General features: G+C 40.5%; 27 protein-coding genes. 21 read left to right on the forward strand and 6 right to left on the reverse strand.

All coding sequences use genetic code 11. The features are described from left to right. Positions 1-66: 66 nt before the first annotated feature. Positions 67-1899 carry a DNA ligase D gene (locus ASE42_RS09595; protein WP_056766574.1) on the reverse strand — a complete coding sequence of 611 codons (1833 nt, stop codon included), beginning with the start codon at positions 1897-1899 and terminating at the stop codon, positions 67-69. Positions 1900-2014: 115 nt separating this feature from the next. On the opposite strand from ASE42_RS09595, the gene ASE42_RS09600 reads away from it, so the two are divergent. Then, a complete protein-coding gene (locus ASE42_RS09600) occupies positions 2015-2863 on the forward strand; it encodes a Ku protein (RefSeq protein ID WP_024425113.1) in 849 nt (282 codons plus the stop codon). 217 nt (positions 2864-3080) lie between these two features. On the opposite strand, the gene ASE42_RS09605 is transcribed toward ASE42_RS09600, so the two are convergent. Further along, positions 3081-3524: a DUF2188 domain-containing protein gene (locus ASE42_RS09605; protein ID WP_034621971.1), complete on the reverse strand. Its 444-nt coding sequence runs from the start codon at positions 3522-3524 to the stop codon at positions 3081-3083. A gap of 160 nt (positions 3525-3684) precedes the next feature. Here ASE42_RS09605 and ASE42_RS09610 point away from each other — a divergent pair, with 160 nt between their 5' ends. From ASE42_RS09610 to ASE42_RS09625, 4 genes are all read left to right on the forward strand, one after another. Further along, a complete protein-coding gene (locus ASE42_RS09610) occupies positions 3685-4158 on the forward strand; it encodes a VOC family protein (protein ID WP_056766576.1) in 474 nt (157 codons plus the stop codon). Between the two features lie 48 nt (positions 4159-4206). Further along, complete coding sequence (locus tag ASE42_RS09615) at positions 4207-4620, forward strand: Rrf2 family transcriptional regulator (protein ID WP_041109186.1); 414 nt, start codon at positions 4207-4209, stop codon at positions 4618-4620. 101 nt (positions 4621-4721) lie between these two features. After that, entirely contained in the window at positions 4722-5573 is an 852-nt protein-coding gene (locus tag ASE42_RS09620) for an SDR family oxidoreductase (RefSeq protein ID WP_056766578.1), read from the forward strand. Positions 5574-5727: 154 nt separating this feature from the next. Next, on the forward strand, positions 5728-6636 hold the full coding sequence (locus tag ASE42_RS09625) for a DMT family transporter (RefSeq protein ID WP_024425118.1): 909 nt from the start codon (positions 5728-5730) through the stop codon (positions 6634-6636). A gap of 12 nt (positions 6637-6648) precedes the next feature. Here ASE42_RS09625 and ASE42_RS09630 read toward each other — a convergent pair whose 3' ends face one another. Then, the gene (locus ASE42_RS09630; protein WP_024425119.1) at positions 6649-6840 is read right to left on the reverse strand and encodes a hypothetical protein; all 192 of its coding nucleotides are present in this window, start codon (positions 6838-6840) and stop codon (positions 6649-6651) included. A 110-nt stretch (positions 6841-6950) separates the two neighbouring features. On the opposite strand from ASE42_RS09630, the gene ASE42_RS09635 reads away from it, so the two are divergent. The 7 genes from ASE42_RS09635 to ASE42_RS09665 all read left to right on the forward strand — a co-directional run bounded on the left by ASE42_RS09635 (position 6951) and on the right by ASE42_RS09665 (position 16646). Beyond that, positions 6951-9167 (forward strand): RNA ligase, encoded by a 2217-nt coding sequence (locus tag ASE42_RS09635; protein WP_056766580.1) that lies wholly within the window; start codon positions 6951-6953, stop codon positions 9165-9167. Between the two features lie 64 nt (positions 9168-9231). Continuing rightward, entirely contained in the window at positions 9232-9942 is a 711-nt protein-coding gene (locus ASE42_RS09640; protein WP_056766582.1) for a DUF421 domain-containing protein, read from the forward strand. A 227-nt stretch (positions 9943-10169) separates the two neighbouring features. Continuing rightward, positions 10170-10748, forward strand: a complete 579-nt coding sequence (locus ASE42_RS09645) for a TetR/AcrR family transcriptional regulator (protein ID WP_056766583.1) — start codon at positions 10170-10172, stop codon at positions 10746-10748. A gap of 21 nt (positions 10749-10769) precedes the next feature. After that, positions 10770-13913, forward strand: coding sequence for a bifunctional cytochrome P450/NADPH--P450 reductase (locus tag ASE42_RS09650; protein WP_056766585.1), 3144 nt, complete (start codon positions 10770-10772; stop codon positions 13911-13913). A gap of 193 nt (positions 13914-14106) precedes the next feature. Further along, positions 14107-15015: a trypsin-like serine peptidase gene (locus ASE42_RS09655; RefSeq protein ID WP_024425124.1), complete on the forward strand. Its 909-nt coding sequence runs from the start codon at positions 14107-14109 to the stop codon at positions 15013-15015. A gap of 257 nt (positions 15016-15272) precedes the next feature. Then, entirely contained in the window at positions 15273-15653 is a 381-nt protein-coding gene (locus ASE42_RS09660; RefSeq protein WP_044335941.1) for a NucA/NucB deoxyribonuclease domain-containing protein, read from the forward strand. 144 nt (positions 15654-15797) lie between these two features. Continuing rightward, positions 15798-16646: an STAS domain-containing protein gene (locus tag ASE42_RS09665; RefSeq protein ID WP_056766588.1), complete on the forward strand. Its 849-nt coding sequence runs from the start codon at positions 15798-15800 to the stop codon at positions 16644-16646. Positions 16647-16678: 32 nt separating this feature from the next. Here the strand turns inward: ASE42_RS09665 and ASE42_RS09670 are convergent, their stop codons facing one another. Then, on the reverse strand, positions 16679-17221 hold the full coding sequence (locus ASE42_RS09670) for an IseA DL-endopeptidase inhibitor family protein (RefSeq protein WP_041109224.1): 543 nt from the start codon (positions 17219-17221) through the stop codon (positions 16679-16681). Between the two features lie 295 nt (positions 17222-17516). Here ASE42_RS09670 and ASE42_RS09675 point away from each other — a divergent pair, with 295 nt between their 5' ends. Beyond that, positions 17517-17966, forward strand: a complete 450-nt coding sequence (locus ASE42_RS09675; protein WP_056766590.1) for a hypothetical protein — start codon at positions 17517-17519, stop codon at positions 17964-17966. Between the two features lie 44 nt (positions 17967-18010). On the opposite strand, the gene lexA is transcribed toward ASE42_RS09675, so the two are convergent. Further along, positions 18011-18631, reverse strand: coding sequence for a transcriptional repressor LexA (lexA, locus tag ASE42_RS09680; protein ID WP_034283422.1), 621 nt, complete (start codon positions 18629-18631; stop codon positions 18011-18013). Positions 18632-18789: 158 nt separating this feature from the next. Between lexA and yneA the strand changes: the two genes are divergently transcribed. The 6 genes from yneA (at position 18790) to ASE42_RS09710 (ending at position 23205) form a co-directional block, all read left to right on the forward strand. After that, on the forward strand, positions 18790-19101 hold the full coding sequence (yneA, locus tag ASE42_RS09685; RefSeq protein WP_024425130.1) for a cell division suppressor protein YneA: 312 nt from the start codon (positions 18790-18792) through the stop codon (positions 19099-19101). A gap of 17 nt (positions 19102-19118) precedes the next feature. Next, complete coding sequence (locus ASE42_RS09690) at positions 19119-19766, forward strand: recombinase family protein (RefSeq protein WP_024427081.1); 648 nt, start codon at positions 19119-19121, stop codon at positions 19764-19766. Between the two features lie 69 nt (positions 19767-19835). Next, a complete protein-coding gene (locus ASE42_RS09695) occupies positions 19836-20066 on the forward strand; it encodes a DUF896 domain-containing protein (protein ID WP_056766592.1) in 231 nt (76 codons plus the stop codon). A 187-nt stretch (positions 20067-20253) separates the two neighbouring features. Further along, positions 20254-22257, forward strand: coding sequence for a transketolase (tkt, locus tag ASE42_RS09700; RefSeq protein WP_041109228.1), 2004 nt, complete (start codon positions 20254-20256; stop codon positions 22255-22257). Positions 22258-22455: 198 nt separating this feature from the next. Beyond that, positions 22456-22902, forward strand: a complete 447-nt coding sequence (sirA, locus tag ASE42_RS09705; protein ID WP_024425134.1) for a sporulation inhibitor of replication protein SirA — start codon at positions 22456-22458, stop codon at positions 22900-22902. An 84-nt stretch (positions 22903-22986) separates the two neighbouring features. Continuing rightward, positions 22987-23205: a YneF family protein gene (locus ASE42_RS09710; RefSeq protein ID WP_003212379.1), complete on the forward strand. Its 219-nt coding sequence runs from the start codon at positions 22987-22989 to the stop codon at positions 23203-23205. Between the two features lie 263 nt (positions 23206-23468). Here ASE42_RS09710 and ASE42_RS09715 read toward each other — a convergent pair whose 3' ends face one another. After that, positions 23469-23642 (reverse strand): aspartyl-phosphate phosphatase Spo0E family protein, encoded by a 174-nt coding sequence (locus ASE42_RS09715; RefSeq protein ID WP_369810454.1) that lies wholly within the window; start codon positions 23640-23642, stop codon positions 23469-23471. 209 nt (positions 23643-23851) lie between these two features. On the opposite strand from ASE42_RS09715, the gene ASE42_RS09720 reads away from it, so the two are divergent. Further along, positions 23852-24559: a cytochrome c biogenesis CcdA family protein gene (locus tag ASE42_RS09720; RefSeq protein ID WP_056766594.1), complete on the forward strand. Its 708-nt coding sequence runs from the start codon at positions 23852-23854 to the stop codon at positions 24557-24559. 94 nt (positions 24560-24653) lie between these two features. Next, complete coding sequence (locus ASE42_RS09725; protein WP_024425136.1) at positions 24654-25136, forward strand: CcdC family protein; 483 nt, start codon at positions 24654-24656, stop codon at positions 25134-25136. The last annotated feature ends 211 nt before the right edge of the window (positions 25137-25347 follow it).

The following is a 25347-nucleotide window of genomic DNA, read 5'->3' on the forward strand; positions in this document are numbered from 1 at the left end:
CCTTTCTTCCTCTCTAATGAATAAGTGTAACGCTTCATGACCGCAAATGTCCATCTGATGAGATGGTCACATGTGTGCAAGCTGATGTAAGACTTGTCTAAAAGCATCATCATTCACAAGGTGCCTCATGCGGCGGAATGGATCGCCCTTTTCCTTTAAACGCTCTATAACAGCTGGCATCGTAAAAAGAGAAGGATGAAGCTCATCATGATAGAGTTCGTCCCATTCAAGCGGTGTCGCAACAAGCCCAAGCTCATTTCCTCTTGGAGAATATGGAGCGATAATTGTTTTCCCAGCATCGTGCTGAATGTAGTCTAAATACAAGCGATTGCCGCGTTTTTTCTTAAGACGTTCCAGAGTAAAAAGATCCGGTGCTTGCTCACATAAAAATTGGCATATGAACGCAGTGAATTGTCGTGTTTCTTCGTATGTGAAGGCGTTTTTCTTTAAAGGAATATAGACTTGAAGCCCTTTACCTCCGCTTGTTTTAATAAAGGCTGTGAGAAAAAGCCCGTCTAAAAGCGCTTTGATTCGTTTAGCAGCTTCTATGGCTAGATGAAACTCATTTACAGATGGCGGGTCTAGATCAAAGACGATTTCTGTCGGCCTATCCGTATCTCTTGTCTCAAAAGGGATATGAAATTCCATCGCCAGCTGGTTGCCAAGCCAAAGAAGCGTACGAGGATCATTACAGACCGTATAAGAAATATCATCAACTTCATCTGTTAAAACAAAATCCGGCGCATAATCAGGTGTCGACTTTTGATAAAAGAATTCGTCTCCAGTGCCATGCGGATACCGAATTAAAGTAAGACGCCTTTCACGTAAAAAGGGCAAAAGGTAGGGAGCCGCTTGTCTTAAATAAAGTAAGTAATCTGCCTTGTTTAGTTGAAGAGCCGGAACAATCGGTTTTTCAGGGTGAGTGACTTCTATAGCAGCAGGGAGTGGATACAGCTGTTTGAGCATTTGCTGAAATGTACATGCTGCTGGATCCGCATCCAGTAAAAAGGAAGTAAAACGCGGCTCTCTTAACGCCGATCCATCAAAGGATATACAAGCAATGTTGGCAACGATAGAAGGAGGGATTTCGTATAAAGATCCTCCTGTTAACTGGCCTTTTGTCTGAAATAGCGTACGCAGCGTTTGTTCTTCTTCTTTAGAAAAACCATGCTTGAATTGGACAACCTCGATGAGTGCCGAATCTTGATAAATGGATCCTTGGAAATAGCCATTTTCTTTGTCAAAACGGGTGACAATGACAGAGACATACCGCCAGTTTTTCATTTTCAGCCATTCTTTTGAACGAGTATTGTCATGCCATTTACTCGTCTTTTTTTTCGCTACTAGTCCTTCTGCTAAATACGTCGTCATCACGTTTTTCATGTATTCAGAGTCTGGGTCTGTATGAATGACCTGCAAAAGGGAAGGGTGCTCTAGCTGAACTGATGAGGGGAGCTTAGCTTTTTGGAATAATTGCTGCAGCTGATTTTTTCTTTCCATCAACGGTGAATCAACGAGAGGTTTCCCTTTGCAGCTTAATAGATCGAATGCAATGAAATGACATGGAAATCGTTCAGCCTGTCTTTGGATGGCTTCTTTGTTTTTCAGCCTGCCTCTTTGCTGAACCTTCGCAAACTCGCTTTGCTGTTCACTTAGTAAAAAGACCAATTCTCCGTCAAGTGTCAGCGGTAAAAAAGGAGCAAATTGGTCTCTTAATTGTTCGCATTGATCCATTACTTCAGGAAATTGCTTATTTAGCCGTTTTCCGGTCCTGCTTTCTAAACGAATCTCGTCTTCTTCCCATACAAGAATAGCCCGAAAGCCATCATATTTTAATTCATATACCCAGTCTGCACCGGCAGGTATATCATGTGCAGGTGTTAATCGCATAGGTTTCATTGTGCATGTCACTTCCTTATATCATGTGTTCTTAGAGTGGGATGAAATTTTCAATCACATACATAAGTCTGATGAAAACATTACATAGTAAGGAGAAAAGAACGGAGGAAGCGCGATGCATACAGTATGGAAAGGCGGCATTAGTTTCGGATTGGTCAATATACCAGTCAAGCTGTTTACCGCTACAGAGAACAAAGACATTAAATTAAGACAGCTGCATAAAGAGTGTCACACGCCCATTAACTACAAGAAAGTATGTGCCAATTGCGGTGAAGAAGTAGCGCCGGAACAAATCGTCAAGGCGTATGAATATGCGAAAAATAAATTTATTGAATTGGACGATGAAGAGCTGGAAAAACTGCGAAAAGAAAATGAAGAAAAAGCCGTTGAAATCATTGATTTTGTAAAAATTGAAGAGATTGATCCAATCTATTATGAAAGAAGTTATTTCTTATCACCGGATACCGGCGGAGCGAAGGCTTATTCATTATTAAGAAAAGCTTTAGAGGAATCGGGGAAAATTGGTGTCGCAAAGATTATGATCCGTTCAAAGGAACAATTAGCAATCGTTAGGTGCTATGAACATATTTTGCTGATGGAAACCATTCATTTCCCTGACGAAATTAGACAAGTATCAGATGTACCGAATATCCCCCAAGAGGAGAACATTGTAAAGAAAGAGTTAGATACAGCGCTCCTTTTAATCGAGCAGCTGACAACAACGTTCGATCCAGCGGCATATCAAGATGAATACAGAGAACAGCTGATGAATTTAATTGGCGATAAAATATCTGGAGAACATACCGTTCAGCCAGAAACGACAGGCAAAAAAGATCCTGCAGCCAATGTGACTGATTTGATGGCCGCACTACAGGCCTCGATTGACCGATCAAAACCAGCCAAAGCGAAAAAAGCAGCACCTAAGAAAAGAAAAACACCAGCGAAAAAAGAAAAAAATGCATAAAAATGACCGCTGACAAGCGGTCTTAAATTGTTAACAAAAGGCTAAAATGATCTTTATTTTAGCCTTTTGTTTTCCTTCAGCGTGATAGAAAACCTTTGCAGCCCTAGGAAGGACGAGTACCGGAGCGGAGCGAATTTAACATTCGTGAGCACCGGCACGCAGGACTGACACCGAATTCGAGGGTTTGTCTACACGCTAAGATCGCTGACGAGCGGTCTTATTGCGGCTTTAACACGTCCTGAATCGTCCCGTCTTTTCGGTGAATGACAACGGAAGTTCCTTTATTAGCTGAAATCTCCTTTGCCCGGTCAATTGCTTCTTGTTTTGTTTCTTTGACCTCACTTGCTCGTTTCGCTTTCTCTGTTTGAATCGCCCAGCCTTCCTCGTGTTTCACTACATGCTGCGCATGATCCATGAGCTCTGGTCTTGCGGAGCTGCTGCTCTCTGAAGGTTTGACAGAACCATGAGATGAAAAATTCTCTACCTCTTTCTCCGTTGCGTTCTTTTTCCACTCTTTCGCTTGACTGATTGCAATTGGAATGGCTCTATTTTCCTCATAGCCTTCCTGAATCATTTTATTGGCAATCTCAAGCGCTTTTTTTCGAATGACGTTGTCTAATGATTTAAATGAAGCTGGATAATCGTTCATCGTCCAAGGCATATGGACCGCTCCTTTCTTTTATTTGAACACCTTCCCCCATCTGCAATAGATCAAACATACAATGTCGCTCAAACTAATGTTAGGGATAAAATACATCGTTTTGCTGAGGCAGAATATCATTCATTCACGCAGAATAGAAGATAGAAAAGGAGTGATTTTGATGATGATGAAAGGTTTGTATGAAGCACATTTACCTGTGAGTGACTTGAAGACATCTATTGCGTTTTATGAAAAATTGGGATTGACACTTGCTCATGAGAATGAAAGAGTAGCCTTTTTATGGATTGAGAAAGGAAAGAGCTGGCTTGGCATATGGAAGGCAGATATGTCCACTATTCCATATCACGTAGCAACTCGACATGTAGCCTTCCGAATTAAAACATCCAGCATCGAACAAATCAAAGCCTGGCTGATTGAAAGAGGCATCAGTATTCACCCAATGTTTGGTTTTTCAGAAGAAAAGCAGCCTTTAGTTCTCGATAATCCGCCGCAATTTCATGCAGCGATCTATTTTCTTGACCCAGATGAGAATCTGCTTGAATGCATTGCGCCGCTTGAGCTTGATACAGGAGAAGACTACGATATCATGACATATGAGGACTGGGATCGAAAGAAAAATCCGTTTATTGATTGACAAAATCACTCATTGTAACTATATTGATTACAACGGTGGTGAAAGATTGTGAAACAAATTAGCAGCAGGTATCCGATTGCTGTTCATATTGTGTCATTTATTGCAGGTGTTCCAAAAGAGTGTACTAGTGATTTTATTGCAGAGAGCGTGAATTCAAATCCAGCCATTGTTCGAAAAATGATGGCAATGCTCAAACGGGCGGGTCTCATTGAGATTCGCCGAGGAGTAGGCGGTGCTTATTTAAAAAGAGCAGCTGAGGACATTACGCTGTTAGATGTGTATCGTGCTGTGGATGTAAGCGAGGATGAAGAATTATTTAACTTTCATCAGCCCGTCATCGCATGCCCGATTGGTCAAGCGATGGACACGAGACTTCGGCATGAACTAAAAGAAGCACAAGCTGCACTTGAGAATCACCTAAAGCAAGTGACAATTCAGCAATTATTGACAGAGGCGGAATAAAAAAGCTCATACATTGGAGCTTTTTTTAACCCTTTGTTGTAACCATTTTGATTATAACGTATGCACATCACCGTTGAACGAAAAATGAGGAGGTCAAACAAATGAAATTATTAGTAACAGGCGCAACAGGTCAGCTTGGATCGCTCGTCGTCAAGCATTTGCTCACAAAAGTACCGGCTGAACAAATTGCAGTCAGTGTTCGAAATCCGCAAAAAGCAGCACATTTGAAGGATGCTGGGGTGGATGTACGCCGTGGAGATTTTACTGAGCCAGACACCCTGACATCAGCATTTGAAGGCATTGACCGTCTGTTGATCATTTCAACGGCGGATGGAGACCGCGTCGAGCAGCATAAAGCGGCAATTGAAGCGGCGAAAGCAGCAAATGTGAGGTTTATTGCTTATACAAGTGTTGTCAATGCAAGAGAGAGTCAGCTTGTCCTTGCACATGACCATGCCAAAACAGAAGAAGCCATTTTGGCCTCTGGCATTCCTCATGTATTTTTAAGAAACAACTGGTATGTAGAAAATGAAAAAGACACGATTCTGGCCTCAGTCAGCGGTGCACCATTTTTAAGCCCTATTGGCGAAGGGAAGGTTGGCTGGGCAACAAGAAATGACTACGCCGAAGCGGCAGCAAATGCGTTAACACTTCCCGTACATGATCAGGAGATATATGAACTGTCAGGACCGCTTCGATCACACACTGAACTTGCACAAATTGTTAGTAAGGTGAGTGGAAAAGAAATCAAAGTAGAAAAAATAGATGTAGACACATTTGGAGACTTTTTAGCTTCAAATGGTGTACCAAAAGAAGCAGTGCCATTTGTCAAAGCCATTCAAAGCGGCATACGCGATGGTGCTTTAGCTGTCGAAAGTGAAGATTTCGAAACATTACTAGGCCGGCCGTTAACACCTATTGAAGAAAGAATTCGTGAATTGATTTCAGAATAAACAACAATAACGCCCTATGAAAAGGGCGTTTTTTCCATCTAAAAAGCTCACGCCAGTTTTAAAAAATCATCTTGCCACTAGGTGAATGGACATAGTAAGATGACGACATACAAGATGAACTGCTCATCTACTGCTGATGTAAAGGAAGCTGCTAATGGAAATGAAGACAACTGCTCAAACGAAATCAATTGCACTGCCGCTTGTGATTTCAATTATTGCTATTTCGTTTTCTGCAATCATTGTGAAATGGTCAAATGCACCTGCTGCTATTTTAAGTATGTATCGAATGATTTTTGCGGCGGCTCTCATGCTGCCGTTTATCTTGCCAAGAAAAAAAGAATTTCTCTCGATAAAGCGCAGAGACTGGTTTTTCTTATGTACCTCAGGCTTCTTTTTAGGGCTTCACTTTGTGTTGTGGTTTGGCTCACTGAAACTGACGACAGTGGCAAGCTCTACCATTATTATCGCCCTTCAGCCGATGGTGTCCTTATTAGGCGGATTCCTCATTTTCCGTGAACGAACAACAATGTCTGCAATATTAACGATGTGTGGGGCGATTGTAGGTGCCCTCATGATAGGCTGGGGAGATATTGGTCATAGCAAGGAAGCCATCTTAGGAGATATTTTATCCTTTTTGAGTGTGATCGCTGTTGTTTGTTATTTGTTAATAGGCCAACAGGCTGTAAGAAAAATATCTCATTGGATTTATAGTTTTTGTGTATTTGGCTTTGCCGGTCTTTTTTTAATTTTATTCAACCTGCTTCAGCAAACTCCTTTTATAGGCTATCCGGTTAAAGAGTGGGGAATCTTTTTATTGCTCGCCATTATTCCCACGATGTCTCATGTCATTAATAATTGGCTATTAACCTATGTTAATGCGACTACCATTTCAATGAGTATTCTAGGTGAACCTGTTGGGGCAACGATCCTTGCTGTATGGCTGCTTGGAGAGAAAGTCACGCTGCTTCAAATGCTTGGCGGTCTGCTTGTTCTTTTAGGCGTCTTTTTCTTTTTGATGCAGCAGCGTCAAGGTATCGTGATGAAAACAAAAAAATCCGGTTAACTTCCGGATTTTTTATTCTTTTAAATCGTTTTTTTCAATTACTTTGTTTAATCTTGCCTCGATTTTTTTCAATTCCATTCGTTTTCTTCTGATCATGCGAAACGCGATAACAATGATTGTCACAATAAAGGCAATGAATAGAAGAGAGAACACTTGAAATAGAAGATCTCCCATGTTGAATGCCATATTCTCTCTATTAGACATACGTAAAACCTCCTTTTCTATCTATATATTACCATAATCAATAAAAGATTGAGATTTATCCATAATTTATCTATAATAGGTAAAATATCACTCATTAAAGGAGAACCAATATGAGAACTTTAGTCCTTTTACGAGGTCTCCCAGGCGTAGGTAAATCAACATGGATCAAAGAACAAGGCTTAGAGCCTTACACTTTATCAGCGGATCAAATCCGGCTGTTAACTCAGCCGCCGCAGCTATCAGTCAATGGGAAACTAGACATTTCAAGCAAGCATGACCACAAAGTTTGGTCTTTATTATTCGATCTACTCACAGCCCGTATGGAGCGCGGAGACTTTACTGTGATTGATGCGACACATATTTCAAGTAAATCGATTTCTCAATATAAGTCTTTAGCGACATCTTATCGTTACAGGGTGTATGTCGTCGATTTCACGCAGGTCCCCCTTGAAACAGCTCTTTTGCAAAATCGCTCACGTGAATCTCACAAAGTAGTGCGGGAATCTGTTTTGTATCAAATGAACGAACGGTTAAAAACAGAAAAGGTCCCATCATGGGTGACTGTTTTGCAGCCGGAGGATTATCCGCAAGTGATGACTTATCAGCCTCGATCCTTTGATCAATATGAGGCCATTCATGTTTTCGGAGATATTCACGGTTGTTACACCGCACTTACCACCTATTTGCAAGGAGACATCAAAGAAAACGAACTTTATATCTTTGCAGGTGACTTGCTTGATAGAGGAATAGAAAACAAAGAAGTATTAGAATGGATGCTCGCCCATAGGGAATGCCGGAATGTCATCGTCATTGAAGGCAATCATGATCAGCATTTATACCGGTTTGCACATGGTGAAAAAGTCAGAAGCAATATGTTTAATCGTCATACTGTGCCTGAAATTGAAGCAGCAAACTTTGATTTGAAGGAAGTACGAAAGTTTGTCAGAACCTTTCATCAGCTTACTTATTTTACGTACCATGATCAGACATTTCTTGTTACACATGGCGGGCTTGCTCATTTGCCAGAAGAACTTCTGCATGTCTCAACACAGCAGCTCATTCACGGCGTAGGAGAATATTCAGATGATATTGATCACTTATTTGTACAAAATACGGCTGGGCTGGATATCATCCAAATTCACGGGCATCGCAATTTATACAGACTGCCTATTCACGCAGCGGAAAGGTCTTATAACCTAGAAGGTCAGGTTGAATTTGGGGGGCAGCTGCGGGTGTTGAAAATCACACCTGACGGGATTGAGACTCATGAAATCGACAATCCAGTCTACAGAGCGTCTGAGAAAAAACAATCGGCTGCTGTTCAGCCAGATATTTCACTGGATGATTTTTTAGCTCATTTAGATCAGCATGAATACGTACAGGAATTAAAGCTTCCGCACCATATTTCATCTTTTAATTTTACGAAAAAGGCTTTTAGTGAACGGCAGTGGGATGATGTGAATGTGAAAGCAAGAGGTTTGTTTGTCAATATGGTTTCTAAGCAGATTGTGTCTAGAAGCTACAATAAATTTTTTAACATTGATGAGCGTCCGGAGACAAGAATGCAGCATTTAGTGAACCATCTTCAATTCCCTGTCACCGTATATGATAAAGCAAATGGTTACTTAGGAACTGTTGGGTATAATGAAATGGAAGATGAATTGGTGTTTACATCCAAATCGTATACATCACATGTGAAACAAAATCAGCATGCTTCATGGGTCGAAGAGCTATTTGATAAGACCTTCAGTGACGTGCAGGCTGACTACATTAAATCATATGTCCGTGACCACCATGTATCTCTTGTGTTTGAAGTCATTTTGCCAGAAAAAGATCCGCATATTATCACATATGAACAAGATCAACTCATTTTACTTGATATTGTGAAGCGGCAGTTAAGCTATGAAAAAGCACCATTCGCTGAAGTGAAAAGATTAAGTGAACAGCTTGGAATATCCTGCAAGCAGGAAGTGGCTGTTTTCCATGATTGGACGTCTTTTTATAAATGGTATCAGGCGGTCTCTCATGATAACACAATTAAAGAAGAGGGGTATGTCATTGAGGATGATCAAGGCTTTATGACCAAACTCAAGCTCCCTTATTATCAATTCTGGAAGCAGATGCGCGGGATGAAGCAGCGCGTTGCAGAGAAGCGTACCTCGCAAAAATATATGCAGGCTTTGCAGACAGCGGAGCAAGCAAGATTTTATACATGGCTTCTTGAGCAAGAAGCAGATCATGTGAGGAATAGTTCAATTATTGAACTGCGATCACAATTTGAACAAAGCGGTACTGCCCAATTGAATAATGATGAAATAAATGCATAGTCTAACAAAGAGTCTTTTCTTAGGAAAAGGCTTTTTTTGATGCAATTGAAAGGTGGACACTTGCATGCCTGACCATATTGAAGTCATTATTCGGACGATGTTTGCTTTTGCGATTTTATTTGGAGGAGCACGTCTTTTAGGGAAACAAACCATTGCGCAAATGAATATTTTTGATTTTATAGCAGCCATCAGCTTAGGTTCAATTGCAGCGAACCTGGCGTTTAATACAACGCTCCCGCTTCAGCACACAACGATTTCCTTTGTGTCACTTGTCATGATTATTTATGTGATTTCCCTGCTTGCATTAAGAAGCCGGAAGATGAGAGGGTTGATGGCGGGTAAACCAACACTTGTCATACAAAATGGAAAAATTCTTGAAGGAAATATGAAAGGGATGAGATATACCCTTGATTATTTAAATCAGCAGCTGAGAGAAAAAGACATCTTTGATATTAGCGAAGTTGAATTTGCAATGATTGAAACAGATGGGCATATGTCAGTGAAAAAATACCCTTCGTTTGAAAAAGTCACGCGGAAGGACCTTCATTTATTCATGGAGGCAGAGCGTTACATGCCGATTGAAGTCATCATGGACGGGAAACTCATCCAAAAAAACATACAAGAAAATCAATTAACAGAGCAATGGATAGAAGAAGAGCTTAAAAAAAGGCAGCTGTCCTTAAAGGATATTGTTTATGCTGTCCGTTCAAGTAATGGAAGCTTATATATTGATACATATGACGACCATATTCATTCCCCAATCGATCAGGAATGAATGTGTAGTGCTGATGACACCTGCATGACACACATTTGACAATCTTTATATGTCCTTTGGATGTCATGTGACTAGGTATCATTTCTCAATTATTATTATTTTCAGAAAATGTAGTGACGGAGTAAAATAAGTATGTTTAAGTATAAATAGATGAAATTAAAATATTAATATAATATGCCACAAGCGGAATGAACGTTCATTCCTATATTTTAAAAGGAGGGGATGAAATGCCAGCAGTGACTGATAAACAAGAACAGATCATGAAGGCTTCGCTGGAACTATTTATTGAACGAGGCTTTGATGGCACCACAATGCCGATGATTTCAAAAAGAGCAAACGTCGGAGCGGGCACCATTTACCGTTATTTTGACAGCAAGGAGGCACTCGTCAATATTTTGTACCAGCGCAGCCTCTCAGCATTTATCGAAAAAATGAACACAAACAATCCAGATCCAAAGTTAAGTATCCGGGCGTACTTTAAGCATGTATTTTATTGCTTGGTTTTGTTTACAAAGGAGAATCCAAGCGGGCTGTATTTCTTAGAGATTGATAAACGGTCCCATTACTTAGACGAGACGAGCAAAGAGAAAATGCAGCATTTGTTACATGAGCTATTCCTTATCTTTGAAGAAGGGAAAAAGGATGGGATTCACCCAAACCTCTCAGGCAGAACCATTTTATCCATTGTATTTGGTGCTTTTGTGCAGCTGCATAAACAAATTCTTGCAGAAGAAATAGAGCCAACGATTGAATTTTTAGAGGATATTGAGCAATGTTTATGGCGTGCCATCAGCGTTGCATCTTAAAGAAATAAAGGGAGTGGGCATATGAAGCAAACATCAATCATTCCAAAACCAAAAACATACGGACCTTTTAAAAATATTCCCCATATAAAAAAAGGAGAGCTTTCTCAAACCTTTTGGCGGCTGGCAGATGAATTAGGACCGATCTTTCAGTTTGAATTTTCAAATGCAACAAGTATTTTTGTTTCCAGCCATGAACTTGTCAAAGAAGTATGTGACGAGAGCCGTTTTGATAAATATATTGGTACTAGTCTGAGTAAAGTTAGAGCATTTTCAGGAGATGGACTATTTACAAGCTGGACAGAAGAACCGAACTGGAGAAAGGCTCATCAAATTTTGATGCCTGCATTCAGCCAGCAGGCCATGAAGGGCTATCATGAAATGATGCTCGATATTGCCACACAGCTTGTGCAAAAATGGCAAAGAACAGGCCGTGATGAAGAAATTGAAGTAGCTGAGGATATGACAAAGCTGACTTTAGATACAATAGGCCTTTGCGGTTTTGATTTTCGCTTTAACAGCTTTTATAAAGAAAATCAGCATCCGTTCATCGACAGCATGCTGAAAGGTTTAAATGAAGCAATGGAGCAGTCGAGCCGATTGCCAATTGCAGATAAACTGATGATCAAAAGAAGAAAAGAATTTGACCAGCATGTCGATTTTATGAAGAAATTAGTAGATGACATTATTCAGGAACGAAGAAAACAAGATAAAACGGGCGATGATTTACTGTCTCTTATGCTGCATGCAGAGGACCCTGAAACAGGTGAACGTTTATCCGATGAAAATATCCGTTATCAAATCATCACCTTCTTAATTGCAGGGCACGAAACAACAAGCGGACTGCTATCATTTGCGATTTATTTCTTACTAAAGAATCCAGAGAAATTAAAGAAAGCCGTCCAGGAAGCAGATGAGGTGCTGCAGGGCGGGCTTCCGGCATTTAAACAGGTGCAAAAGCTAAGCTACACTCGTATGGTGTTAAATGAAGCTCTCCGCCTCTGGCCAACAGCGCCTACGTTCTCTCTTTATGCGAAAGAGGACACAGTAATCGGGGGGAAATATCCGATTCAAAAGAATCAAAGTGTCTCTGTTCTTCTCCCTAAATTACACCGTGATCCAGCGGTATGGCGCGAGGATGCTGAAGAATTTAAACCAGAGCGGTTTACGCATCCTGAGAAAATCCCGCAGCATGCCTACAAACCTTTTGGGAATGGACAGCGAGCATGTATCGGTATGCAGTTCGCCCTGCATGAAGCTACGATGGTTCTCGCGATGGTCCTGCACAATTTAGAGTTAATTGATCACACATCTTATGAGCTTGATTTAAAAGAATCTCTCACAATTAAACCTAACGATTTTAAAATCAAAGTGCGGCCAAGGAAGCAGCAATTCTTTATGGCACCACCGAAGGAAGAACCGAAGAAAAGCACTAAATCTAGTGAATCAAAAGTGGCGAGTCATGGTACACCACTGTTAGTTTTATATGGCTCAAACCTTGGCACAGCAAAGCAAATAGCGAACGAATTGGCTGAAGACGGGAAAGCAAAAGGGTTTGATGTGACCACTGCGCCGCTTGATGACTTTACACGCCAATTGCCAGATACAGGTGCTGTCCTCATCGTGACCGCTTCATACAACGGACATCCACCTGACAATGCGAAGCAATTCGTGGATTGGCTGGCGCAGGATGAGGAGCAGGATTTATCAAACGTGATATTTGCGGTCTTTGGATGCGGAGATCGAAATTGGGCGAGTACGTACCAGCGGATCCCCCGTCTGATTGATGAAGCTCTAGAAAGAAAAGGAGCCAAACGTGTAGCTGATTTAGGAGAAGGTGATGCAGGCGGTGATATGGATGAGGATAAAGAAATCTTCCAGAAAACAGTCTTCGAACAGCTTGCAAAAGAATTTAAGCTCACCTTCCAAGAAAAGGGGAAGGAAAAACCAAACCTATCAGTTTCTTATACGAATGAGCTAGTGGAACGTCCTGTAGCTAAAATATATGATGCCTTTTCAGCTGTTGTATTGAAAAATGAAGAATTACAATCAGAAACAAGCACGCGGCAGACAAGACATATTGAACTGAAATTGCCTGCTGACAAAGCATACAAAGAAGGGGATCATATCGGGATTGTGCCGAAAAATAGTGATGCACTCGTTCAACGTGTGACCCGCCGCTTTAAACTAGATCCAGAGCAGCGCATTAAGCTTTCATCTGATAAAGAGGCAAGTCATTTACCATTAGATCAGCCGATTCCAATCAAAGAATTACTCGCCTCGCATGTTGAGCTTCAAGAGCCTGCGACACGTACACAGCTAAGAGAGCTTGCAGCACATACGGTATGTCCGCCTCACCGCGTGGAACTTGAACAAATGGCTGGTGAAGCATATCAAGAAGCCATCTTAAAGAAACGAGTAACCATGCTGGATTTATTAGATCAATATGAAGCGTGTGAGCTGCCGTTTGTGCACTTTTTGGCGCTTTTACCAGGTTTGAAGCCGCGTTATTATTCGATTTCTAGTTCGCCAAAGGTAGATGAAGAAAAAGTCAGTATCACAGTGGCGGTTGTCAAAGGTAAAGCATGGAGCGGCAGCGGAGAATATGCCGGAGTCGCATCAACCTATTTATGTGGTCTGAAAGAAGGGGAAGAAGTAGCCTGCTTCCTGCATGAAGCGCAAGACGGATTCCAGCTGCCCCCTTCCTCAGACATACCGATGATTATGATTGGACCAGGTACAGGAATCGCTCCATTTAGAGGATTTGTTCAGGCAAGAGAAGTGTGGCAGAAGGAAGGGAAGCAGCTAGGCGAAGCCCACCTATATTTTGGCTGCCGTCACCCTCAGGAAGATGATCTGTATTTTGATGAAATGCAGCTTGCAGCGCAAAACGGAGTTGTCCATATCCATCGCGCTTATTCTCGTTACGATGAGCAAAAAGTATATGTTCAGCATTTGTTGAAAGAAGACGGCGGCATGCTGATCGAATTGCTTGACCAAGGTGCTTACCTGTACGTGTGCGGAGACGGAAAAGTCATGGCTCCAGATGTAGAGGCTACACTGATCGATCTCTATCAAAACGAGAAACAATGCTCGAAGGAAACAGCTGAAAATTGGCTGAAAGCCCTCGCAAATGACAATAGATATGTAAAAGATGTGTGGAGCTGACAAAGAGGAAAGACCGCCTATTAGGCGGTTTTTTCTGTTCTCATAGAAAGAGATCGATAGAATGAAGGTTGGGAAGATACAAAACACCTAATTTGGAAATGAAATATTTTGTAAAAAATAAGAATATTCTCTCATTTACTCCAATATGAAACAATCGTATGATTTTTGATATAGGACATAAAGGAGGAATATAATGAAAAAGGTGAAAATGTTACTCCCTTCTCTTCTCGTTTTTGGTGCTTTAAGTGTGCCTAGTTTTGCCCATGCCGCATCGGATTCAGTACTAACGTCTGATTATGACATGGTGACTTCTGATGGTAAAGTGATTTCTTCAAGTGATTTCCACAATGATACGAAAGCCCCCTCATCCTTTGACAAAGTGGATGATCTTTCTTCTACTGTTGGCGAAAAAGTAAAACCACTATCAAAATATTTAAAAGATTTTCAAACGAAAGTCGTCATTGGAGACGATGGTAGAACCAAAGTAGCAAATACAAGAGTGGCACCATACAATTCGATTGCTTATATTACATTTGGCGGCTCAAGCTGTACGGGAACACTCATTGCTCCTAACAAAATTTTGACAAACGGACACTGCGTGTACAATACAGCATCGAGAAGCTATAGTGAAAAAGGAACTGTATATCCTGGTATGAATGATAGTACTGCGGTGAACGGTTCAGCAAAAATGACTGAGTTCTATGTGCCAAGCGGATATATTAATACTGGTGCAAGCCAATATGACTTTGCCGTGATCAAAACCGATACGAACATTGGCAATACGGTCGGCTACCGATCCATCCGCCAGGTGACAAACTTGACTGGGACAACCATTAAAATCTCAGGATATCCTGGTGATAAAATGAGATCGACTGGCAAGGTGTCACAGTGGGAGATGTCGGGTCCTGTGACGAGAGAAGATACGAATCTAGCGTACTATACGATTGATACATTCAGCGGAAATTCAGGTTCTGCCATGCTGGATCAGAACCAGCAAATCGTTGGAGTTCATAACGCTGGGTATTCAAACGGAACGATAAATGGCGGGCCGAAAGCGACAGCTGCCTTTGTTGAGTTTATAAACTATGCGAAAGCGCAATAAAAATAGAGCTTGTTTCCTTCATAGGGGACAAGCTTTTTTGTATGAATCGATTTGATAGGATTCATATTTCTAATCTGAGAGATTTGAGATTGAGAGCCTCCTCATTTTTTTCTCATGTCATCTGCACACCACTCATACATTAAAATGACACATTTCCTTTAAGTCAAGATGATGCTTATGATGGATGAGGAGGTCACGCGCTTTTGAAGATGAAAAGAGGCTGGATCGCTGCTGTCGCCTTATGTTTTGTGATATGGATGGGCACGTTGTTAGGTGGATTTGGAGAGAAGCAGGCAGCAAAAGGGGCTGATCGATATGATCATGTCGTTCAATTTCCAAAGGAAAGGTACCCTGAAACAGGCAGTCATATTCAAGAAGCCATTCGAAAAGGGCATTCAGATGTGTGTACCATTGACCGAAATGGAGCAGATGCCCGCAGGCAAGAATCATTAAAAGGAATTCCGACAAAACCTGGCTTTGACCGGGATGAATGGCCAATGGCGGTTTGTCTTGAGGGAGGAAAAGGAGCAAGCGTACAATATGTCAGTCCATCTGATAATAGGGGAGCAGGCTCATGGGTCGGGCACCAAATCAGCGGGTTTCCTGATGGGAAAAGAATATTATTCATTGTGAAATAAATCGGAAAGAGTCTCCCTAGAGTGGGGGCTCTTTTGTTTATCATCAGAGCCTATTCGAGCTAGCAGGGACAAAAGATTCAGTGGTACAATCAATCTATAAGGTACAAAGACTGACAAGAAGAAAATGTGAAGGGACATTTGCTTATGGATAAGAACCGTGCATTATACGATTTTTTTATGCAGCATGCAGAGAAGCTGACTGAAACATGGTATGAATCAATTGAGGACGATGATCCAGAATCCATATATCGTTCAACAGATTCCAGCATCATAGCAGAGCTAAAACGGCAGAATCAAGATTATTACCAGCATTTTATACGAGCTATTATTGAAGATAAGACGTATTTACATACTGAATTTAAAAAATGGTCTGAGGATTTAGCCAGTGACCCAAAGCATTTAAATACACCATTAGATTATGTCGTGAGAGAATACATGTCCAATCAAAGAGTGGTTCTGCATTACTTAAAAGAATTTATCAAACAGCGTCAAGATGACATTGATATTGACCGCATCTTTTATTGGTATGATTTAATTTCCGAAGCGTTTAATATTTCAATCCATGTGTTTATCCAGCAATATGTGAAAAATACAACCGAAAAACTCATGGCTCAAAGAGATATGATTTACGAATTGAGCTCACCGGTGATTGTCTTAAAAAGCCAGATTGCGTTATTGCCTTTAGTAGGTGACATTGACACAGCGAGAGCAAAGATTATTTTAGAAAATACGCTAAATCAGTGCTCGCAAAAAGGTGTTCAGCATTTATGTATTGATCTATCGGGTGTGGTCATTATTGATACAATGGTGGCTCATCAAATCTTTGATCTTGTCACGTCACTTCGGTTAATTGGAGTAGAGACGACCATTTCAGGGATTAGACCAGAAATTGCCCAAACAGCAGTGCAGCTCGGGCTTCCTTTTAATGAATTTCGCACGGCATCATCACTTGCTCACGCGCTGGACCGTATGACTGAATTTTCTTCAATATAAAAACCAGGCCGATGAATGGCCTGGTTTTTTATTTAGATGACAGCGTCAATTTGTGTGACTTTCCAATTTTTTTGTACTTTTTCGTACGTAACAGTTCGTTTTACTTTGCGTCCATCAAGTGTTGGGACAGTAAATTCATATGTGCGGACCGTTTGTTTTTTAGAAACAAGTTTAGGTGTGGCTTTTTCCCAATTGAGCATGTTGTCTCCATCACCGACTGGAACAGCCATTTTGCCTTTATGAACAATGAACTGATAATCTTTTAAACCATGTTTGATGGCATCTTGAGTGAAAACTTGAGATAGGTAGCTGTTTAATTTTTTCTTTGTATCAAATGTTTTAGAAAGATAGTTGTACGTCATATCTTTATAGGTAAATGATTTTAATTTGACATTAGAATGGTCTTTAATTTTGTAGCCTGACATTGCACTCCAAAAATGTTCTCTTGCATCAAGGGCAATATGTAACGCTTCTTTATTAGTCAAAGCGGCTGATTTCTTGGAAGCGGCCAATGTTGTTGTTTGTAATGAGATCATAAGCATAATAGCAGTTAATAAAACAAATAATTTTTTCAAGGCGATTGCCTCCTTTTCTCAATGAAAACTTCTTATGTTACAAATGTTACAATAATTACAGCAATATTACAAGTATTAAATCTAAATGTTTTTTTATTTCTTTTGTTTCTAATTATATAACGTTTGAGGGAGACAAAAAGTTTTCATTTTTTTATTTTTCTTCTTAATCATTATTTAACCGTTCTAAAGAAGAACGAAACGTCTTTTGGAAAAATTTCTATTTAGACGTTTAACACTCTTTTTTATTTAAGACATATACTATCGTGATGAATGTCTAAAGAAAGTGGTGTTTAATATGTATCATCCGTATGAAGGTGTGTATAATGGGTACTCATATGATAGGCAGATGCAAGGATTTCCATCTGTTGGTATTCCTCAAGGTGGAGGGGTTCCTGGGTTTCCGATCGGAGGAGGAGGTACTTGGCCAGGGCAAGGTTCAGGCGGACACTCAGCACCGCCGGCACCGCCGCAGCATATCATTTCCCAGTATCAGCAAGCACTCTCTCAGCCACAAAGTATGCAGTCGCTTATATCGGGGCAAGGTGTTGGCGGAGGCCATCAAACTGTACAATTTGCAGCGGGATGTAATAGAAGATGGACGATTGTGCTTTTGAGAAACGGTCAAGTATTTTTAATGTTCGTTCTTTCCTCACAGCCTTTTGGCCGAACAACTGGCTTTATATGGCCGAACTTTACATTTGGTTCCTTCCCAAGCTCAAGTATTCTTGCATATTCTTGTGCATAAGAAAAAGCCGGTTTTCATCAGCAGCTGATGAAAACCGGCTTTTTTTAATGAATATTTCGAAATACGCCAATCACTTTACCTAGTATACTCACATTCTGTAAAATAATCGGTTCCATTGATGGATTCTCTGGCTGTAATCTAAAGTGTGTATTTTCTTTATAGAAACGTTTCACTGTCGCTTCATCTTCCTCTGTCATGGCGACCACAATATCTCCATTGTTAGCGGTGCTTTGCTGACGCACAATGACATAGTCCTTGTCCAAAATACCTGCATCAATCATACTTTCTCCCATAATTTCAAGCATAAACACTTGTTCGTCTGGTGCTGCAAAAGTCTCTGGAAGAGGGAAGTATTCTTCTACATTCTCAACAGCTGTGATAGGAAGGCCGGCGGTTACTTTTCCGATGACTGGAACGTTCATTACAGCACTCTTTGGAATATTCATTTCCTCTTCATCTAGTACTTCGATCGCTCTAGGTTTTGTCGGGTCTCTTCTTATTAAGCCCTTTGTTTCTAGTCTAGCTAAATGTCCATGGACCGTTGAACTGGATGCTAGACCGACAGCTTCTCCAATTTCACGGACGGATGGGGGATAACCCTTGCTTTTTACTTCATCTTTGATGAATTTCAGGATATCGAGTTGTCTTTTTGATAGCTTCGTCATCTTTTGCACCTCAAAACGTCAATTTTAAAGAAATTATAGCATGTTTTTCCTAACAGTACAAACATAGGTTCGAAAAAACGTTTGACAGAAACGTTTGTTCGTATTTATAATGAGAGACAGAAAGAACGAACACACATTCTATTAGGAGAGATGACATTATGAGGTTAAAAGAATCTATTATTTTTATTGGGGTATTCTCATTCATCGTTGGCATATTTCTCTCACTTATTGCAGTCACAAGCCATAATGATTCAAATCAATATGTTAAAATAGAGGTTCAATCAGGAGATACTCTGTGGGGGTTAGCTGATCAAGTAAATGACAGCAAATCAATCGACAAAAATGCATTTATTGACTGGGTAACAGAACACAATGATCTTGCTTCAACAGAAATCCAGCCTGGAGACATTCTTGTCATACCCGTGAAAAAAGAGCATCCAGTCGTATATCAACTTGCAACAGTACAGTAGAAAGGTCGATTGAAGACATGAACGCAATCATTTATGCGAGAGTAAGCACTGTGAAAGAAGAGCAGGAAACCTCGCTGAAAAGACAAGAAGAAGAACTGCTGGCTTTAGCTGCCATGCACAAGATGAATGTGGTCAAAGTCATCAAAGAAAAAGCAAGTGGATATGAGCTAGATCGTGATGGCGTGTTTGAAATGCTTGCTGCACTGAAGGAAGAGTCGATCGATGCCGTTCTTATCCAAGATGAAACACGTCTTGGAAGAGGACAAGCAAAAATTGCGCTTCTTCATTGTCTATTTAAAGAGAAGGTAAAGGTATACAGCGTGTTTCATAGAGGAGAGCTTGAGCTTTCAGAAGCAGATGAAATGGTCATCGAGATTGTAGGAGTCGTCGAAGAGTACCAACGGAAAATTCATAACCTGAAAATCAAGCGGGGGATGAAAAGGGCTGTTGAGCGCGGATATCAGCCCGAACTAAATTTAAGGCAGCAGGACCATGCACCTGGCCGTGAGCGTATTGAAGTGCCAATTTCAGAAATTGTTCGATTAAGAAAAAATAACATGACGTTCGCCGAAATTGCCGCAACTCTTCAGGCATTAGGTTTTGACATTTCAAAAGCAACAGTGCATAGAAGGTATCAAGAATATGAAAAAGGCCTTACCACCTAAAGCGTGATTTGTTGTCAAAATGATTGATATTTAGTAGTATGTAGAGAAAATGCTTTAAAGGAGTTTGTCATGATTTCTAAAGAACAGCTTGCAAGAATAAATGAGCTTTCAAAAAAGTCGAAAGAAACCGGTTTATCAGACGCTGAAAAAACAGAACAAAAGCAGTTGAGAGAAGAGTATTTGAAAGCTTTTCGTTCTTCTATGAAAAATACACTTAAAACTGTCAAAATCTTGGACCCTGAAGGAAACGATGTTACACCAGAAAAATTAAAAAGAGAAAAAGATCAGAACCTTCATTAAGGTTGTGATTTCTTGAATTTTGAAAAGATGGGAAGAACATTCTCGTCTTTTTTCATATTTGCATAACTTTTTAGGTGATCGATAAACTAAATGTGACAAAATCCTTCTTTTTCAGCGTGAAATAGTTGTGAAAAAAGGACAGTAGATTTATGATAATGGTGTACACAAGATACGGAAGGGGATTTATATGGAAACGATTGAATTGAAATCTATTGCAACAATACGTACTCTCTCCATAGACGCAATTGAAAAAGCGAATTCCGGTCACCCAGGAATGCCGATGGGTGCTGCACCAATGGCGTACGCTTTATGGACGAATCACTTAAACGTAAGTCCGCAAAATCCAAATTGGTTTAACAGAGACCGCTTTGTTTTATCTGCAGGCCATGGTTCTATGCTTCTATACAGCATGCTTCATTTAAGCGGATACAATCTGAGCATTGACGATTTAAAACAATTCCGCCAGTGGGGAAGTAAAACACCTGGACATCCTGAATTTGGACACACAGAAGGCGTAGACGCGACAACAGGTCCTCTAGGCCAGGGAATTGCTATGGCAGTAGGAATGGCACTTGCAGAAAGACATCTTGCGGAAACGTATAACAAAGACAACTTTCATGTTGTAGACCACTATACATACAGCATTTGCGGAGATGGAGACTTAATGGAGGGAATTTCCTCTGAAGCAGCTTCACTTGCTGGTCATTTAGGCTTAGGCCGTTTAATCGTTCTTTACGATTCAAATGATATTTCTTTAGATGGCGACTTAGATCGTTCATTCTCTGAAAATGTGAAGAATCGTTTTGAAGCGATGAACTGGGAAGTTCTTTACGTGAAAGACGGCAACAACATCGAAGAAGTAACAGCTGCTATTGAAAAGGCGAAGCAAAGCACAGACAGACCTACATTAATCGAAGTGAAAACAACGATCGGTTTCGGATCGCCAAACCGTGCGGGAACGTCTGGTGTGCATGGTGCACCGCTTGGCAGCGAGGAAGCAAAGCTGACGAAGGAAGCTTACTCTTGGACGTTTGAAGAAGATTTCCATGTACCTTCTGAAGTGTACGATCATTTCAAAGAAGCTGTCAAAGACGCTGGACAGAAAAAAGAAGCAGCGTGGAATGAACTGTTTGCGCAATACGAAAAAGAATATCCAGAGCTGGCAGCACAGCTGAAGCTTGCGATTGAAGGAAAGCTTCCTGAAAATTGGGATCAAGAGATTCCTGTTTATGAAGCAGGTTCAAGCCTTGCCTCCCGCGCATCTTCTGGCGAAGTGTTAAATGGCATTGCAAAGCAAGTACCTTTCTTTATTGGCGGGTCTGCTGACCTTGCTGGATCAAATAAAACAACGATTAAAAACACGGATGATTTCGGTAAAAATAATTATGCAGGCAAAAACATTTGGTTCGGTGTCAGAGAGTTTGCAATGGGTGCAGCGCTCAATGGTATGGCACTTCACGGCGGTCTTCGTGTATTCGGCGGAACGTTCTTTGTTTTCTCAGATTACTTAAGACCAGCAATTCGTCTTGCTGCCTTAATGGGACTTCCAGTCACTTACGTCTTTACTCATGATAGTATCGCTGTTGGTGAAGATGGTCCGACGCATGAACCGGTTGAACAACTTGCTTCACTGCGTGCGATGCCTAACCTTTCCGTTATCCGCCCAGCAGATGGAAATGAAACAGCTGCAGCGTGGAAACTAGCTGTATCTTCAACGGATAAACCGACAGCACTAGTTCTTACTCGTCAAAACCTTCCAACGATTGACCAGGCTCCAGAGAAGGCATATGAGGGAGTAGAAAAAGGTGGATACGTTGTGGTTGAAGCAGCTGATGCACAGCCAGAAGCACTTCTACTCGCTTCAGGATCTGAGGTTGGTTTAGCCATTGAAGCACAAAAGGCACTTGAAAAAGAAGGTATCCGCGCGTCTGTTGTCAGCCTTCCTGCATGGGATCGCTTCGATCAGCAGTCAGACGAATACAAAGAATCCGTTCTTCCTAAAGCAGTACGTGCACGTATTGCGATTGAAATGGGTGCTTCACTTGGCTGGGAGCGTTACACTGGTCTTGATGGTGACGTGATTGCAATTGATAAATTTGGTGCTTCTGCACCAGGAGAAACCATTATCGAGAAATACGGCTTTACTGTCAGCAATGTAGTCAGCCGTGTGAAAGCGAAGCTGAATAAATAAACGAACTCCAAGCATCATGCTTTTTTGCTATCTGTTTGCAGAGCATTTTCATCCGCTCTGCAAACTTTTTTCTTTTTTCTTGTTTTTTTGACAAAACTAGTTTCTTCTTGCTTCATATATAGACAATTCTTTCTTTCACATTTTTGTATAATACAAGCAATAAACGAGATTGACGAAATGTGAAAGGAAGGGATAGACATGGAACGTCATTATTATATTTATTGGATTGAGGATGAATTTGCGCATCACTATTTTGGCAGAGAATCGATTTTGTTTCATTTGTTTGAGTCGTTACATTGGACGAACCGCACTGACGATGAGCTTGTAATGCTTGTGAAGCAAGTGGATTATGTGACGAAACGAATCCCTGCTTTTCATATGCACCAGCGTCTAATGAATAACTTAACGAACATTCACTATACACAAATAGGCTCGATTTACAGCGCCTCCTTACCAGATGGAAAAGGAACTGCAGCATTTATTATAAAAGACCGGTATATCCAAATGTCTGCCACTGGAAGTTATGAGGCAGAAGCGGTGTTTTTTGAAGTGCTGAGAAAAATCAGCCCTTGTTTTCTTGCGATGGACTTTAGTTCAAAAAAACACGGGTGGCTTAATCCAGTAAAAGTGAGGAATTTTGTTTAAAAAAATAAAATTGAACGTGAAATGTTGTATAATAGCCTTTTGTTTAGTACACTTTATACGAGACAACATGAAGGAGGAAGAATTATGGATTTATGGGTTGTCATCCTTGTAGGCGTTGTTGCACTGCTTGCAGGAGTTGCACTCGGATTCTTTATTGCTCGTAAGTATATGATGAGCTATTTGAAAAAGAATCCACCGATTAATGAACAAATGCTTCGAATGATGATGATGCAAATGGGCATGAAACCGTCCCAGAAGAAAATCAATCAAATGATGAAAGCCATGAACAACCAAGCGAAATAATACGTACGATATTATGATCATAGATGGAACATGGTTATAAAGGATGGACAAGCGTTGTCCTTTCTTTATTCAATTTACCTTCATCAGACGCTTAAAACCACTTTACTTGCATGAATGAAGCAGGGAAGGTGGTTTTTATTATGGCGTCAAGCAGCATGTGAAAAAACAAAAAACCCCTATGTCAGAGGTTTTTGTTTCGTTTATGGTCACCATATCAACTGTTCTAAATAATTGTGCGGCATGATTGATATCATGAAGTATGATTAGTTGGCTGAGTTTGAGTGTAAGTGTCGTTGATATTGTAAGAGGAGATGATCTAGCTGCTGGCTATGTTCGATGGTCACTGTTGATGTCATCCCATTATGCAAGACAACTTTCATCAGCTCTTCTCTTTTTTCTTCGATTTGAGTTAATAATGATGTTTTTACCAAAGTCATGTTCCTTTCATGCAAATCTTGATAAAAAGAATCGATTCTATTATATCCATTTTAAGGTTTATTTTCAAATTTAAAGGATTCATTATCTTGATGTCAAATTAAATTATATAAGGTTTTAAGAAAATAGACCATCTTTATTGAAGTGATGTAAAAAAAATGAAATGATTTTGTCATCTCTTATTGTATATTGTAAGAAGGGGGGTGTTCTTTTGACAGATTTGAATTACTTTTTAGCATTTGGAGCAGGATTTCTTTCTTTTATTTCACCGTGCTGTCTGCCGCTTTATCCAGCGTTTTTATCGTATATTACGGGCGTTAGTATAAATGAAGTGAAATCGGAGAAGGTGATGCTGAGAAGAAGAAGTCTGCTTCATACTTTATTCTTTTTAGTTGGGTTCTCTATTATATTTATTGCGATTGGCTTTGGGACATCGTTTGTCGGGAAGTTTTTTAATGATTATCATCAAGCGATTCGTCAAATTGGAGCCATCCTCATTATTTTCTTTGGTTTTATGACGCTTGGTGTATTCAAGCCCTCTTTTCTCATGGGCGAAAAGAGAATCCAGTTCAAAAATCGTCCTGCTGGTTTTTTTGGATCTATTCTCATCGGAATGGGCTTTGCCGCTGGATGGACACCTTGTACAGGACCTATTTTATCTGCTGTCATCACACTGGCGAGTAACAATCCTGAGTCGGCGGTTATGTATATGATTGCCTATGTATTCGGATTTGCCGTCCCGTTTTTTATTCTCTCCTTTTTCATTACGAAAATGGCGTGGATCAGAAAACGTCAGCAGCTCATCATGCGAATTGGCGGAATCATTATGATTGTGGTAGGGATTTTGCTGTTCTTTGATCTTCTGACATGGATTATCATCATGTTCTCATCATTGTTTGGCGGCTTTACAGGCTTTTGAAATCGTTTTCTACAGTCGCGGCGAATGGTTTTTTTTCGTCAATTGGAGTATATTATACATAGGCTGACCTTAAAGAATAAAGGAATGATTTGATATGATGATCTTGATCTCTTCTATAATTGCGGTATGTATGGCGGTGGCCGTCATGTTTATTCGCATTAAATCATCTGCAAAACCTGCAACTGCGAAAAAAATTATTTTACCTCCTATTTTCATGAGCACTGGTGCACTGATGTTTTTTGTTCCGATGTTTCGGGTAACTGGAGCTGAATTTCTAGAAGCGATCACAGTGGGGATGTTTTTTTCCATATTTTTAATCAAAACATCGAAGTTTGAAATTAGAGGTAATGACATCTACTTAAAACGGTCGAAAGCTTTTGTGTTCATTCTCATTGGACTTCTTGTCCTTCGTATTGGGATGAAGACCATCTTGAGTTCTTCTATTGATTATGGTTCATTAAGCGGGATGTTTTGGATTCTTGCCTTTGGCATGATCGTGCCTTGGCGGGTTGCCATGTATTTATCGTTTAGAAAGCTGTCTAAACAATTAGATCCGCAGCAGATTCAAATGAATTAAACCTCCTTTTTAAAAAGGAGGTTACATATTATTGACAAAGGGCTAAAATGATCTTTTATTTTAGCCCTTTGTCTTCTATTCAGCGTGATAGAAAACCTTTGCAGTCTCGAAAGGACAACTACCTTTGCGGAGCGAATTTGACATTCGTGAGCATCGGCGCGCAGAACTGACCGAATGCGAGGGTTTGTCTACATGCTGAAACCTCCTTTAA

Source organism: Bacillus sp. Root920 (assembly GCF_001429445.1).
Classification (GTDB): domain Bacteria; phylum Bacillota; class Bacilli; order Bacillales; family Bacillaceae; genus Bacillus; species Bacillus safensis.